The organism is Puniceicoccus vermicola, assembly GCF_014230055.1.
Classification (GTDB): domain Bacteria; phylum Verrucomicrobiota; class Verrucomicrobiia; order Opitutales; family Puniceicoccaceae; genus Puniceicoccus; species Puniceicoccus vermicola.
Map to the genome: position 1 here is coordinate 46,227 of NZ_JACHVA010000052.1, position 14,792 is coordinate 61,018.

Genomic DNA, 14,792 nt, shown 5'->3' on the forward strand with positions numbered 1-14,792 from the left:
GTTGGTTTACGAAAGCGTTATGGATGAGGCAATGAAGAATACTTTTTCGATTCTTGCTCTGCGATGTCGGAAAGGAGCCTCAGGCAGGCGGAATAATAGGAAGAGTAATTTTCGGAGGATCCAGAGGGCGCCGGGACGTTCTTTGGATCGATCAGATGGTAGACGGCGATCATGCCCGGAATCACGGTGTACTCGCCCGGTTCATTTGTGGCGAGGTTCACTTGATCTGGGAGGAGATAGATATTTGAGGTATGTTTAGCCCAGTTACGGAAGGGTTCGTAGAGCGCGGAATCATTTTCTCCTGCCCAGTCGAGGTAGAGGGGAATCCGGACTGCGTTGTAGCCGTAGACTGGAGTGAAATTCTCGGGGAGCCTGAGGGAGCCGTCTTTTGAGATAAAAAGCCAGTCGGGGGGGAGGTCCCATTTTCCGAATCGGGCTTTTGCAATGAGACGGGTTCCGGAAAGGTAGAGGCTGTCCCAAATGTAGGAGGGATCCATGCGCTTGACGTCGAGTAAGGCAGGAAAAACCCAGTAGCTGAGGTTAACGATGACCCCGTCGGACTTCTCGAATCCGGCTCCTCCAGGGAGAAGAAGGGGGCCGTAATTGCTGTCGACTACCATCGTTTGCCGGAGCGTCCGCACGATTTGCTTCGACTCTTCGAGTAGTCGCTCGTTTTGCCAAAGCTCGTTGGCGCGTAGGAGTGCCCAGGCGATGAGGAGATCTCCATCCGTAGCGTTGTTCTTATCGGTGGTGGGATTTGGCTTTTGCGCCGGATCCCATTTCCAGGCGAAAAGGTTGTCGTCGCGAACTTGGAGATTCTTTTGTGTCCAGGACCAGATGATCGAAAAGGTGGCGAGATCTCGGTTTTTCACCGCAAGGAGCATCCCGTAACCCTGTCCCTCCGAATGGGAAATGTCTCCGTTTGCGGTGTCGATGACGCGCCCGTCGGAGGAAACGAAGTCCTTCTTGAAGGCGTTCCAGTCCTGCTTGCCTTGGGTGTTACGCGCCAAAGTAAATCCTTTGAAATTCGACTGAGCGTCGGCGAGGGAGGCGGTCGCGGTCAATAAGAACAGCGTCAGGATACTCGCGAAGGGGCGTTTGAAGTCCATGAATCGATACGCTGGTTATTCTTTACGACGTTGGGCGATGGTGCGGTCCATATGCTTCAAGACCAAGAGGGTCATGAGAATAAATGCGAGGAAGACCAAGGCGGAGAATATGTACCAAATGCGGAGGGAAACTCCGTATCCCCAGGGGATGGGAACAATCGTTTCGCGGAAGGATACTTCGCGGAAGCTCTTGTCCGGAAGAAAGGCGCGGACGCTGCTGGGGGTGTCGTTCCAAGAGAAGAGGTAGCCGTCAATTTGCGACCAGAAGGGAACAGTGACCAACTCGCGGACGCGGTCAAGAAGGAGCTCGTCAGTGCGGGCGGTAACGACGAGGATCCAGCGGGAATCAGTTTCGGGTGAAGGGAAACTGGTCATCACAGCGCGTGAGCCGATGGGTGTCCTGGAGGAGCTTCGCTCTTCGGGGCTCAGGACCCCGTCGCCATCTTCGTCAGTCGGTTGGTTGACTTCGATTTTTTTGAATTCATCGCGAATTCCAGAGAAGAAACGCTCGATGGCTGTGGGTTCTCGCTCTTCTTCGGAGTACTCTATCTCTTCCTCGTTCTTGCTGGAGCCCAATTCAGAAAAACTGGCCTCGGGGATGCGTTCCCTTAGCGTGGTCGGAATCCGGGATTGAGCCCCGATCACGATGAGATGTCGATCCGGGTTGGCGTAAGTGAAGCTGACTTCGGATCCGTATAAAAAGGTGTTGGAGGTCTGGGAGAGTTTTGCGATGAGCATCCATGCTGCGCAGACGGTCTCGGAACGGTTGTCGGTGAGGAGAAAAGAAATCTCCGAACCGTCGGGTTGCCCAACAAAGGGGTAGAGGGTGCGGCTGGTGAGCTTCAAGTCAGGAAGTCTGGCTCCGCGGGGGACGTTGGGAATCTCGATGGAGGAGTCCGTGAAGATTAGCAGATCGTTGGCCGGCAACCCACGTGGGCTGAGCGAGAACTGGGAAGATCCTCCCGAGTCGGTCGTTAGCTCGAGAAGATTGCGTCCCGACTGAAATTTTCCAATTGGCAGTGAGAAGGTGACAAAGCGGCCCTCATTGTCGGAGGGGATGGTTTCCCCCCACGGCGTGCGAAGGACTTCGCTTCCGTTGAGCCGGACGACGAGGGCATCGCTGGATCTTCTCGTGTTCTGCCCGACGGAGAAATGAACCATCATGTTCACTTTGGCGGAGGGGCGGTCAAAAATGTCGGCGGGGAAGAAAATTTGCAGGCCGATTCCACCCGTGCGGACAGGACGGATCGGAGCACCGATCTGTTGTAGCTGGGCAAAGGTGTAGGTATCGCCGGGATTGACCGGAGGTTGGCCAAAGTAGGGGGGGGTCTCGGGGAAGAGGACGCGACGGATCGAGAGGAACTGGGCCGCTGGCAAGTCCATATTCACAAACCCGAGGGCGAGGACTGACTCGTGAATCCCTTTTTGCGTAGTTCCGGTAATGACGAGTACCGGTTCCTCTTGATAGCCGGGCATGGGAACCAGGCACATGCCGCTTTCTCCAATTTCTTGGGAGAGGTCCGGGCTGAGGATGCTGGCCAGCTCGGTCTTGGTGCCGATCAATACGTTGAAACGGCCAGGGACCAAGCGCGGACCGTAGGTAATCAGAAGAGGTTTTAGGTCGGTGCGGAGTCCGAGGCCTTGCACGATTGCCGCGCCGAGGGTGACTTGTTCTTGAGTCAATAACTCGCTGGCACCCGGAAAGGTGAGGTTGACCCGGACAGAGTCGGGCGCTCTCCCACGGAGAACCTCGTTGAGGTTCGACATGAGGAAAGGGTTGACTTCGCCTTCGGCGTATTCGGGGAGAGAATTGTCCGCAGGCGGAGTCTTCGGAGCGGCTGCAGGACTTGATTCCCTTGCTTCTGGCTTTGGTGTCGTTGTTGGTGTGGCGGGCGTCTGAGCTGCCTTGGGAGTCGCTGTTGGTTTCGCCGTTGCCTTCTGTGGAGGAGATGCGGGCTGGGCAGGTTCGGATTCGCGGAGAAACTCGGGGACAACGGGCTCGGCCGGCTCGGAAGAGGTATCCGGAGCGGGTTGGTCCTCGCGGAGTCCACGGAGAAGATCGTCCAATGTAGTCGATTGCCCGGAGCTGATTCCCGGCGTGAATGCGGAAAGTATGCAAGCGGCTGCGAGCGATAATCTGAATCGTCGACGAATGTCCATCATGGGTTCTCGGTACGTGGTGCTCGGGATCCAAATCCTCCCAGGATGGAGCCGATGAGATGACCTATGTGTGCGATTGAGTATTTGACGCCAATGCCCAAAAGGAAAAGGAAGCTTCCTATAACGCCGAGACGGCATTCCCGGTTGTGCTGGAAGGCCATCCAGCGGGTGCTGCTACCGGTGACAAATCGGACTTTTGCTTTCCGCTCGTCTAGGTCGGTGTGATTGAACTCGGCTCCAAGAGCCAGCATTTCGGAATCCTCGTCATAGCGGAGGATCCGCAGGTCAATGTTGAACGCGAATTCGACTTTTCTCCCCGAAGCATAGACTTCGAGCACGGCTTGATTCTCATTTTGAATGTCCTTCTCGTAAGAGGGCTTGAGAAGCATTCGGCAGCCACCGAGGGAAATGTCGACGATCCGGCAGTCGTAGCGTTCTTCTCCAATCCGCAGTTTAGCTTCCATGTTGACCGGCATGCGCGGTGTCGCCCGGCGCTGACGTCTCTCGAGGAGTGCACCGATTGCCGCAAGGAGGATGACCGTATTGAAGAAACCGAATCCCATCGTCACCAGGGTTGCGGTGTTCTGATCAGGCACCGCGAAGTAGCGGGCCGCCCCGAAACACAGTGCAGTGACATTGATGATGAAGAGGATGTAGAAGGGGTAGGCGAGGGGAGAGATGAAAGTGCGGTTTAGGAATTCCCCTTTCGGCGTCACCTTGAAGGCCGGAGCACGCGGTCGCAGCATCGTTTTCACGATAGCGGGCAGACAGTAGACCGATTGAATCAACTCGTACAGCTCCGAGACAAAAGATCTTCGGACCCTTCCATAAAGATAACTCGATACGGTCATGACCGCGATTAGGTGCGGAACGGCGTAGGCGGAGAAGGTTTGCCAGTTGGCGGCGTAGATTTTCAGACCGAAGACCAAGAAGGCCACTGGCGCCAAGAGGAAGACGAGCCGGGCAAATGGGAAAAACCAAAAGAGGCAGCTGTTTGCGTAGCAAATGCGTTGCGGAATGCTGAGGCCCCGGGCGATCAGAGGACGCTTGAGGAGGAAGATCTGGATCATTCCGGTCGCCCACCGAATCCGTTGTCCAATAAAGCCACCCATGGTTTCCGGTTGGAGACCCGAGAGCATCGGCTCGGAAATGAAGGCGCTGTTGTAGCCTAGGGTGTGTAGCGAAATAGCGGTTTCGGCGTCTTCGGTAATGGTCTCGCCGGACATCCCCCCTTGTTTCTCAATGAGGCTTCGCTTCAGTAGAGCTCCAGAGCCACAGAAGAACGAGGAATTCCAGTAATCAAGTCCCTGCTGGACCACTCGATAGAACATTTCGTTCTCACTGGGAGCGGAGTAGAAGGTGTTGAGGTTCTTCTCGATCGGGTCGGGATTGACGAAAAAGTGCGGGGTTTGCACCAGAAACAGCTTTTCGTCCTGATTGAAGAGGCCGACGGTGTTTTCGAGGAAATTTTCGGTCGGAACGTGGTCGGCGTCGAGAATGAGAAGAAGGTCGCCGTTGGTCTTCTTCATCGCGTCGTTGATATTCCCGGCCTTGGCGTGCTGGTTACGCTCGCGGGTCACATACTGAACCCCTAATTTGTTGCAGAGGCGAAATAGGCTCTCGCGGCGAGTTAGTGCCTGTTCGCGGGATGCGTCATTCCCGGTCGTGCATTTCTGATCAGTACCCCCGTCATCCAGGAGATAGACTTTGCGCTTGTGCTCGGGATAGCGCATTTGCAGCGCGGCCATCATCGTCACTTCCAGGATTTCCTCGCTCTCATTGTAGGAAGGAATCATGACGTCGATTGTGGGGAGCTCGCTGACAGGAGGCAGCGGCACGGGTTTCCGCTCAAAGGGCCTTACATTTACGAAAGAGCCGAGTAGGAAGATCATAATCCCGTACATTTCTGCTAGGAAAAGAATGATCGCGATGGAGAAACTGACCCAGTCGTAGAACTCCAGAGTCTCTAGTGACCGCCAGAAGAAATAACGAAGAACGATGAAAAAGGCGAAACAGAGGAAAACCACTCGGGTCGTCGGCGTCCGCTTCATGAAGCGGAAGACGAAAAGTCCAAGGAGCAACCCGCCTGCTAAATACCATTGCGAGCGGTGCTCAAGGTGCAATGCGCAGACAAACAGAAACGTCAGGAAGGTGAGAAACCACAAGAAAACGACCAGAGAAAGGTGTTTTGATTTATGGCGAGCTGTTTTTGAAGTTTGGACCACTGTAAAATATTTGTAAGCAATCTATGGACCAAGAAATGGTTAGTGCAATTTGATTCCAGACTAAAGACAGATTTTTCTCCGAAATCCACAGTAAACTGAGTGGTCCGGGCATGGTCCACATGGGCAGCGAATAGCCCATGCGTGGTCTGTGCGGGAGGAACGGGAGCTCTAGATGACTCCGAGGGCGCGCTCGGCTTCGATTGCCGCTTGGCAACCCATTCCTGCCGCCGTAATCGCCTGACGGTAGACGTGGTCGGCGCAGTCTCCGGCGACATAGACGCGTGGGGCGGAGGTCAGGACATTGCTCGTTCCTTCCGGAATGAGATAGCCCTCGTCATCCATGGCGAGTTTGCCTTGGAAGGGCGCGGTGTTTGGAATGTGCCCGATCGCGATGAAGACACCTTTGCAGTCGATCGTTTGGGCCTCGCCGTTCTCGCGGTGCCTGACGTTGATCCCGGTCACCAAGCCGTTTTCATCGGGCACGATGCCTTCCACCACGGTGTTCCAGACCATTTCGATCTTCTCGTGGGAGACGGCTCTCTCCGCCATGATCGGGGAAGCGCGGAGCTCATCGCGGCGGTGGATCAAGTAAACTTTGGAGCAAAATCGAGTGAGGAAGAGGGCTTCTTCGCAAGCGGAGTCTCCTCCTCCGACAACGACGACGTCCATGTCGCGGTAAAAGGCCCCATCGCAGGTGGCACAGGTGGTTACGCCCTTGCCGCCATACATTTCTTTCTCCCCTGGAACTCCGAGTAGCCTCGGTGAAGCGCCGGTAGCGATCACCAATGAGCGGGTTTCATATTCCTTCGAGGCAGTTTTCAGGGTGATGGGATCTGACTCCACATCAGCATCTTCAACCAAGGCGACTTCGAAGCGGGCTCCGAAGCGGGCGGCCTGCTTGCGCATGTTGTCCATGAGCTGGAATCCATCGATGCCCTCCGGGAATCCCGGAAAGTTCTCCACTTCCGAGGTCGTGGTCAATTGGCCGCCGGGCTGCGATCCTTCGAGGACGAGCGGGTTCAAGTTGGCCCGTGCCGCATAGATTGCTGCTGTCAGCCCTGCGCATCCGGATCCGAGGATAATGAGATTTTCCGCCATAAAATTGTTCTGTAGTGAAAACGGGGCGAAATCAACTCCGAGCTTGGAATCCGGAGATTTTCGCTTCGTCGGATTCCGATCCGCATCGCACGTCGTGGTCCATCTTCCGCGCAGGATCGTCCCCATTGGACATTCCCACGATGCGCGAGGGAACCCCCACAACCGTGACGTTGGGTGGAACGGATTCGAGGACAACACTGTTGGCCCCGATTCGTGAGCAGGCCCCGATCGTGATGTTGCCGAGGATCTTCGCCCCCGCCCCGATGAGGACGCCGCGCTCGATCTTCGGGTGGCGGTCTCCACTTTCCTTTCCGGTGCCCCCTAAGGTCACTGCGTGGAGAATCGAAACATCGTCGGCAATCCGGCTTGTCTCACCCGCGACAAATCCAGTCGCATGGTCGAGCAAAATGCCGGAACCCACGACGGCCGCAGGGTGAATGTCGACGCCGAAAAATTCAGAATTGAGGCTTTGGAGGTGGAGGGCCAGCTGACGGCGACCGTTTTTCCAGAGCCAGTGGGAGACCCGGTGGCAGCAGATCGCCTTGAAGCCTTTGTAGTAGAGGACCGGGGTGATGTGATTTTCGCAGGCCGGGTCCCGTTCATAGATCGCTTCGATGTCTTTCCGGATGGCCTGGCCGATCTGGGGATCTCCGCGCATGGCTTCGAGGAAAACCTCCTCAAGGTGGAATTCCCAATGCGAGAGGAAGGTGAGCTTTTCCGCTAGGCGAAAACTGAGAACTTCCTCCAGCGAGGAACGATCGAGGACAATCTCCTGAATCTGGCACGCGAGGACAGGCTCACTCTCGATTATTTCGACAGCGTCCTGGCGAATCTTCTCCCATATGGGGTCGGAGATCGTTTTTTCAGTCATGGATTCCCTTAAATCGTTCAGGCGGGTTGAAATCTCGGCCATACTAAGTTCCTGTTCAGTCTCGCGACTTTCGCAACCCTCAATCGAAAACTACCATGAAGAAAAAATTGTTTCTTTTCGCCCTGTCTCTCGTTGCCTCCTCTGCTTTTGCAGCGGTCCAGAATGGAGAAGAGGCTCCGGATTTCACTTTGATGGACACCGATGGGGAGGAGGTCTCCCTCTCTGATTTTGACGGACAGTATGTCGTCTTGGAGTGGCTCAATCACGGGTGCCCCTTCGTAAAGGCGCACTACAATTCCGGAAATATGCAATCGCTGCAGGAGGAATATACGGATCAGGACGTTGTTTGGCTCTCCATTGTCTCTTCGGCTCCCGGCAAGCAGGGCCACGACACGGCTGAAGGGCACCAAAAGACGGCGAAAGAAAAGGGTTCAAATGCCACCGCCATTCTCATGGATGAATCCGGTGAGGTGGGTCAAATGTATGGTGCCAAGACCACTCCGCATATGTTCATCATCGATCCAGAAGGTGTGCTGATCTACCAAGGAGGCATTGATGATTCACCCCGTGGCGACCCCGCCGAAGCCAACAACTACGTTTCCGCTGCCCTTGACGCTTCCATGGCCGGAGAAAAAGTTGAGCAGGCCAGCACGCGCCCTTACGGCTGCTCGGTAAAATATTAATCGAAAGCTTTCTTCCGAGAGCCCGTCTTCGGTTTTCCCTGGAGGCGGGCTTTCCGCTAGGCTCGACATTCCAGACTTATGCCATTTCTCCAGACCGAAGCCATCATTCCGCTCCCAAGGGAGGAGGTCTTTCCCTTTTTCGCGCTGGCTGAGAACCTTGAGAAAATTACCCCCGACTCCCTGAAGTTTGAGATTCTCACTCCTCTCCCAATTGAAATGGAGGAGGGCGTTCTCATCGATTATCGTCTTCGCATCGGCGGAATCCCGCAATCCTGGCAGACTTTGATCAGCCGATGGGATCCTCCGTTTCAGTTCGTCGACGAACAAATGAAGGGCCCCTATCGTAAATGGGTCCACACCCACACCTTTCGGGAATGCGATGCGGGGACGGAAATGACGGACCGGGTCGAATACGAATTGCCATTCGGTCCCTTGGGGAAAATCGCACACCCCATCATCCGCCGACAGCTCCGAAAGATTTTCACTCACCGCAATGCGGTGATTGGAGACTTCTTCACCATCCCGAAGTCTTCCGGCATCGTTCGAGGGCCGATCGTCTTTGGTTAATCGCCCGCGCGTAAATCGTAAAAAGCCATTTTGAAGTGCTCAATGGTTTGGGTTGGAACGAGTTGACGTCGCGACTCCTCTCGCGGTCAAAGGGCAGGGAATCCCGTTTCTATTGGTTTCCCGGTGGAGAGTAGCCGAGCTCTTCCAAAGTTTTTCGCAAGAGGGGGCGGAGCTCCCGGGCTAGGTCTTTGTTGGCGTAGCCGACCCAAGCGACGGGACTGGTCGTATCGAGCGGGGATTGCAGGGGATTTCCCCAAGGATCTTCTATAATACAGCCGGAAGCGCGGGCGATGGGGAGGCAAGCGAGGTCGTAGGGGTGACAGGTGAGGGCCTCGGGCAAACCCAACCGGGCGAACACCAAAGGACGAAGATCGGCGACCAGACGGTCCCTTCCGGCGAGGAGTTCGAAAAGTTGACCTCCTGAAGAGATGTATTGGTCCGTGAAGACCAGCGGCGTTGCGGAGGGAATCTCTGGGAGATGCTTCCGGAGAAATGTCGACTCGATCTCTTGGATCGCTTCGCGACCTTCGGGAAAGTAGGCAGCGAAACTCGCAAATCCGTGTCGCAGGTCGGTTGCCCGGGAGGGCCGGAGGAAGATGGTTTGAGGTTTCTCCGCGGTGCCGAAGTCGCGGATGGTTTCACAATGGAAAACGCCCGGTACGGTTTCCCAAGAGCAGGCACTGTCGGAAATTTGCTGGCGGCTGGTCGGAATCTCTATCATCGCTCCGGCTCGGAGGTCTGCGAGTGTTGGGAGCATGTCAGCTTGGTCCCCGGCCTCGGCGGCTCCGGCCTCGGCGGCGCCAGCCTCGGCGGCGCCAGCCTCGGCGGCCCCGGCCAACATCCAGGCTGAGCGTTTGTCATACATGAGACCGCGTGTTCCGTCGATGGGGTCGATGAGAATGGTAATGATTTTCTCGGGGGCGTTCCGGGGAAACCGTTCGCCGGTCTCGTCCCCGAGACCTTCGGCAATTACGTCGGCCGGATATTCCTCGGGCCAGTTTTTCTCAAACCAGTCGATGAGGACTTCTTCGCTGATGCGGTCAATTTGGTAGATCGTGTCGGCCGAGGTAACGCGGTGGATCGCCGCCGAATTCGCCTGCGGGTTGCGATCTCGTTCCTCGCGGATGCCTTCGCGGATGGAGGATCCCAGATCGAAGAGGAGCCGGGCGATTCGCTTCCAATCCTCTGGGCCCAATCTTACCGGGTGCTTGCTCACTTGGACTTAGACCCTGAGGGTAGTCCGAGCAGGTCGGGAGCCCGGCTGAGAACTCCTTCGAGAGTGAGGTGTGGGAAGAACGGTAGGCCACCGATCCAGCTTTCCTTGACCCAATTGAAGCTGCCACCGGTCACGAGCACTTTAGGTTCGCGGCCATCGATCGTGACGATCTCCTCCGTTGTGGTCGCGACGAGTTCACGAATCATTCCGGCAAAGCCTTTTGTGCAGCCGACTTCCATCGCTTCCTCGGTGGAGCGACCGATGCCGGTTCGGCGATGAATTCGGCTGAGGTCGAGGGGCGGAAGCAGAGCCGTTTTCTCAGTTAGGTATTCCGAGAGGAAGGCAAAACCGGGAGCGATCGCGCCCCCTTCATATCCATTTGTAGCGGTTATCGCGTCGAGAGTCACCGCAGTGCCCATGTCGATCACGATGAAGGGAGGCTCGGCATGGATAAGCCCTCCGAGAGCATTGGCAAGGCGGTCGGGGCCGAGCTGGGTCGGTTTTGGATAGTGAATCCGGAGAGGGCCGACGCGCTCGTGCGTCAAAAATTCGCAGGGGATGCTGGCCTCCTCTGATTGCTCTTTCAGAACTTGGCTCACCCGGGGAACGACGGAACATGCGATGACTCCATCGGGGGCAGGGTGAGGACTGTTGGGCTGGAGAAGGGGACGAAAGTCGAGGGCGTCACCGCGGGAGGTGAGATTGCCGTGGGCGATTAAGTTCTCATCGGAGAACAATCCCCAGTGGGCACGGCTGTTTCCAATATCGACGGTGAGGATCGTTGCGCTCATGGGGGCGAGAATATGGTTCGCGACCAGAATCGATGAAACTCGATTAGCTTTGCAGAAGCGGCTCGAGGTAGCCCCGCAATTGTTCGTGGGTTTCCGCTACGGGCCAGTCTGGCTTTTCATTTCGCAGGGATTCCGGGGGCCGAAAGAGAATCGCTTGGTCTGATGACTCGAGCATGCTCACGTCGTTGTAAGAATCCCCTGCGGCGAAGATTTGAAAGCCAAGCCCGCGGAAGGCCTCCACCGCCCGACGCTTCTGATCTTGCTGGCGGAGGCGATAATCGGTGATCCAGCCATCCTGGTCGATGACGAGCTCGTGGCAAAAGAGGGTGGGGTGTCCCAGTTGAGCCATCAGAGGGCCGGCGAACTGAGCAAAGGTGTCGGAAAGGATGATCACCCGTGTCTGAGCGCTTAGCCAAGAAATGAACTCACGGGCTCCCTCCAAAGGCTGCATTTCACTGATGACCTGGTGGATCGTCTCGACCCGGATTCCGTTCTCGCGGAGGATATCCAGACGGTAACGCATCAGGACGTCGTAGTCCGGCTCGTCACGAGTGGTGCGGAGAAGGGCGTGGATACCTGTGCGTTTAGCCAGGCTCACCCAGATTTCAGGGACGAGAACTCCTTCAAGGTCGAGCGTTACCAGATGCATGGGCACCATTCCCGCTTTCTCGTCGTCCGAAGTCAAGCAACTGCGCAGCGTTCCTAATATCGGGGAATCGATGGATCGATCTCGTGAGACCACGCATCAATCCCCCCGGACATGGATTGGGCTTGCTCAAAACCTTTTCTTCGGAGAAATCCGGTAACTTGCAGGCTCCGCATCCCATGGTGACAGTAGACGATCAGTGGCTGGTCGCGTGGAATTTCTGACCACTTCTCGCTGATACTTTGCATTGGCAGGTGGAGATCCGGCTCCAGATGGGCGGTTTGCACTTCGAAGGCTTCGCGAACGTCGAGGAAAAGCAGATTTTCTTCGGCTTTTCGCCGAGCATAAGCTTCGGAGACGCTGACTTCGGTTGGGAGGGATTTGTTCATCGGAAATCTGAGGACGGGTTCGAGTTGCGGCGGAACTAGACGGTATTCTGGGGGCGCTCGGCCAGAAAGGCGGAGATGTTCGACGCGAGTGTGGCCATGAGGCGGGTCCGCGCTTCGGTGCTGGCCCAAGCCACATGGGGAGTAATTGCAGTGCGAGGTGCCTTGAGCAGGGGATTATCGATTGAGGGGGGCTCCGTCGAGGTGACGTCTGCCCCGTATCCGCCGAGTTTCCCGCTTTGGAGAGCTTCGGCAACCGCGTCTTCGTCGATGAGCGGCCCGCGTCCAGTGTTGAGGAGAAAGGCCCCATCCTTCATCGATTCCAGTGCTTCAGAATCGATCCACTTTTCGGTTTCGGTTGTCAAAGGGCAGTGCAACGAGATGACGTCGGCTCGGTGAAGAAACTCCTCTTTCTCGAGCCACTCGCAGGCGAAATCGGTTTTCTTTTTCGAGCGGGAATGCACGAGGATATTCATTCCCAAGGCGGCGGCGATTCTCGCCGTGGCCTGAGCAATATCACCGCAGCCGACGATGCCAAAATTCTTATCGGCAAGCTCGATGATCGGTCCGGCCGTGATCGAAAAATCGGGTTGATTGGACCACTTGCCCGAACGGGAGAGTTCCGCTTGAGCAGAGAGTTTAGTGGCCAATTCCAGTAGCAAAGCGATCGCATGCTGGGCCACCGTAGGGGTCGAGTAGGAGGGGACGTTGGAAACGGTGATCCCGAGTTCACGAGCCGCTTCCAAATCAACCGCATTGGTTCCCGTGCTCATGAGCCCGATGTAGCGTAGATTCGGGAGTTGCTGGAGAATTTCTTTGTGCAGAACGACCTTGTTGGTCAACAGGATCGAGGTCTCCGAGGCGCGCTCAAGAATTTCTTCAGGTTTGGTCCTCGGATAGAGTGTAACCGACCCCAGTTCGCTCAAGGGTTTCCAAGAGGGGTGTGCGGAATCGGACTGATCCACCGTGAGCGGTGAGGTCGTGTAGGCGTCCAGAACGACAATCGATGGCTTCATTCGAATAAGGTAGAGGGAGCGGAATCCCAAAGACGAGACTCTTCTGGTTTTCGCATTGATTGCAGGGCGGAATCCTCGCCTCTCGGAGAGTTTCGGGAAGAGTCAATAAACCGCTCATGCCTGATATGTTAACCTGATGAAATTTAAGTTAACACTTGCATTCGGTTCCTACCTTTTCTTGAAACGATAGGATGCGTATACGAGCCATTACCTTGCTGGGTTCTTTTTGCTCCCTTGCCACTGCTGCGGATGTAGCCATCGATGCGGTATCCCCGCCGGTATTATTGCCTGCAGTGGCGACCCCTTCGGCTACCTATGAGACTCCGGTTTCGGCGCTGCAGTTCGATCCGCGGGTCGATGTGCAAGGTCGTCTTTTCAACGAAGCGCAGGCGGATGTGACGGTACGGGGTGGTACCTTCGAAAGCACGGGTTTTGTCTTGGGAGCAGCGACTTTATTGGACCCGCAAACAGGTCACTATTTCGCGGATATCCCCGTCCCAACCGCAATGCTTCTCGAGCCGACCATTCAAACGGGCTCGGAGAATACTTTGGGGTCATTCAACTCGACTGCCGGTTCGATCCGTTGGGGATGGGCACCCGTCAGGGAAGGGGGCCAGATTCTGGTGGGTTTCAGTCAGCACGATGGAAATACGCAGGAACTCCTGGGAGGCGTTGGTATCGGCACGGACCCTTGGGGAGGAGAATGGCTCGTCGACGGGAATTTTGCCCATTCGGAAGGAGATGGTGATTTGGACTACGCCGACCACCAGTTTCATCGGTATTCCGGAAGGGTGCAGCGGAGGAGTGATGTTACCCAGACGGATCTCTTCGCTGGATACCAGCACAAGGTCTTCGGCCTGCAAAATCTTTACGCAGCTCCTTATGACTCTTACGAAAAGGAAGATGTCGAGACTCGTCTCTTTTTACTGAATCATCGATACACCCCTGACGAAGACCAATGGCTGGAACTGACGGGTTACTATCGCCGGAACAACGACGATTACGATTTCAACCGATTCAGCCCGAACTCCGGAAACCCTTTTGTTCATGAGACAAATAATGGGGGAGGAGCATTGAAAGGGTCTCAGCCGATCGGAGAATATCAGCTCCTCTACGGTGCGGAGATTTACGCAGACAGCATCGACAGTACCTCGCTCAACTTCGGACCTTACGATTCCCAGATTCTCGGATCGGCAAGCCTGGCCGGAAAACGCAGTTGGGAGGCGGACGAAGGAATCTGGACTGCACTGTTGGGAGCCAAATGGGATGACTCGAATCATTTTGACGGCGAAGTTCTCCCCGTCTCTCGCTTGGAATATAGGCAAGTCGACGACTATGGAGATGGATGGAACGCTTACGCGGACATCTCGGGAGCCAGTCAAGTCCCCGGCTACACGGCGGTAGCATCCTCTCCCAATGGCGGAATCTTCCGGGGAAATCCCGACCTGGGACGGGAAACCTCATGGAGCTTCTCGCTAGGAGGAGGGGTAGACGAGGGTCCTTGGTCCATAGACTCAGCAGTGTTCGCCCGTCGGGATGACAACCTCTCCGACTGGACCTACAACACGAATAGTGGAGCCGCCCGCACCGCGAACCCCATCGACCTATGGGTCTACGGCCTAGAGCTTCTGGGGCGCTACGGATGGGAGTCTGGAACCGTCTCCCTCGGATATGCCTGGCTCGAAAAGGACGAGGACTACGGCTCGACCGAAGTCGACGCCAGCTTCTACGCCTTAAACTACCCCGAGCATCGCGTGACCCTAACCCTTCAGTGGGATTTGACCTCCTGGCTAGCTCTGCAAACCGACACCGAATGGAGACTCCAGAGAGAAAACATTCTCCGCGAATCGAGCGATACCGCCCTGCTGACAGACCTAGCTTTCCGATTCCAAACCGAGAAACTCCCCGGAGCCGAACTTTGGGTAGGAGTCTGGAACCTATGGGACGACGACTTCCAAGAAGTCCCCGGCGTCCCCAGAGAAGGGCAAACCTTCTTCGCCAATCTCGCCTACCACTTTTAAGTG

At 56.0% G+C, this 14,792-nt stretch carries 13 protein-coding genes; 3 read left to right on the top strand and 10 right to left on the bottom strand.

Translation table 11 applies throughout. The features are described 5' to 3' along the window. Positions 1-17: 17 nt before the first annotated feature. From H5P30_RS05885 to cysE, 5 genes are all read right to left on the bottom strand, one after another. Positions 18-1,109 (bottom strand): family 8 glycosyl hydrolase, encoded by a 1,092-nt coding sequence (locus tag H5P30_RS05885; RefSeq protein ID WP_185692018.1) that lies wholly within the window; start codon positions 1,107-1,109, stop codon positions 18-20. 15 nt (positions 1,110-1,124) lie between these two features. After that, positions 1,125-3,272, bottom strand: coding sequence for a cellulose biosynthesis cyclic di-GMP-binding regulatory protein BcsB (locus H5P30_RS05890; protein ID WP_185692019.1), 2,148 nt, complete (start codon positions 3,270-3,272; stop codon positions 1,125-1,127). Further along, on the bottom strand, positions 3,269-5,494 hold the full coding sequence (gene bcsA, locus H5P30_RS05895; RefSeq protein WP_343075430.1) for a UDP-forming cellulose synthase catalytic subunit: 2,226 nt from the start codon (positions 5,492-5,494) through the stop codon (positions 3,269-3,271). The genes H5P30_RS05890 and bcsA overlap by 4 nt, the downstream gene beginning before the upstream one ends. Before the next feature lie 168 nt (positions 5,495-5,662). After that, positions 5,663-6,592: a thioredoxin-disulfide reductase gene (trxB, locus tag H5P30_RS05900; RefSeq protein ID WP_185692021.1), complete on the bottom strand. Its 930-nt coding sequence runs from the start codon at positions 6,590-6,592 to the stop codon at positions 5,663-5,665. 31 nt (positions 6,593-6,623) lie between these two features. Next, positions 6,624-7,463, bottom strand: a complete 840-nt coding sequence (cysE, locus tag H5P30_RS05905) for a serine O-acetyltransferase (protein ID WP_185692022.1) — start codon at positions 7,461-7,463, stop codon at positions 6,624-6,626. A 95-nt stretch (positions 7,464-7,558) separates the two neighbouring features. Between cysE and H5P30_RS05910 the strand changes: the two genes are divergently transcribed. Further along, positions 7,559-8,146: a thioredoxin family protein gene (locus tag H5P30_RS05910; RefSeq protein WP_185692023.1), complete on the top strand. Its 588-nt coding sequence runs from the start codon at positions 7,559-7,561 to the stop codon at positions 8,144-8,146. 78 nt (positions 8,147-8,224) lie between these two features. Beyond that, positions 8,225-8,713 (top strand): SRPBCC family protein, encoded by a 489-nt coding sequence (locus H5P30_RS05915; RefSeq protein ID WP_185692024.1) that lies wholly within the window; start codon positions 8,225-8,227, stop codon positions 8,711-8,713. 109 nt (positions 8,714-8,822) lie between these two features. Here H5P30_RS05915 and H5P30_RS05920 read toward each other — a convergent pair whose 3' ends face one another. From H5P30_RS05920 to H5P30_RS05940, 5 genes are read right to left on the bottom strand one after another with little or no spacing between them, the layout of a single operon-like run. After that, the gene (locus H5P30_RS05920; protein WP_185692025.1) at positions 8,823-9,929 is read right to left on the bottom strand and encodes an inositol monophosphatase family protein; all 1,107 of its coding nucleotides are present in this window, start codon (positions 9,927-9,929) and stop codon (positions 8,823-8,825) included. Beyond that, a complete protein-coding gene (locus H5P30_RS05925) occupies positions 9,926-10,720 on the bottom strand; it encodes a type III pantothenate kinase (protein WP_185692026.1) in 795 nt (264 codons plus the stop codon). The genes H5P30_RS05920 and H5P30_RS05925 overlap by 4 nt, the downstream gene beginning before the upstream one ends. Before the next feature lie 43 nt (positions 10,721-10,763). Next, positions 10,764-11,369, bottom strand: coding sequence for a bifunctional phosphoserine phosphatase/homoserine phosphotransferase ThrH (gene thrH, locus H5P30_RS05930; RefSeq protein WP_185692027.1), 606 nt, complete (start codon positions 11,367-11,369; stop codon positions 10,764-10,766). A gap of 53 nt (positions 11,370-11,422) precedes the next feature. Continuing rightward, complete coding sequence (locus H5P30_RS05935) at positions 11,423-11,755, bottom strand: rhodanese-like domain-containing protein (protein ID WP_185692028.1); 333 nt, start codon at positions 11,753-11,755, stop codon at positions 11,423-11,425. A gap of 35 nt (positions 11,756-11,790) precedes the next feature. Next, positions 11,791-12,768, bottom strand: a complete 978-nt coding sequence (locus tag H5P30_RS05940; RefSeq protein WP_185692029.1) for a D-2-hydroxyacid dehydrogenase — start codon at positions 12,766-12,768, stop codon at positions 11,791-11,793. Positions 12,769-12,959: 191 nt separating this feature from the next. On the opposite strand from H5P30_RS05940, the gene H5P30_RS05945 reads away from it, so the two are divergent. Continuing rightward, positions 12,960-14,789 (top strand): TonB-dependent receptor plug domain-containing protein, encoded by a 1,830-nt coding sequence (locus H5P30_RS05945; RefSeq protein WP_185692030.1) that lies wholly within the window; start codon positions 12,960-12,962, stop codon positions 14,787-14,789. Positions 14,790-14,792: the final 3 nt, after the last annotated feature.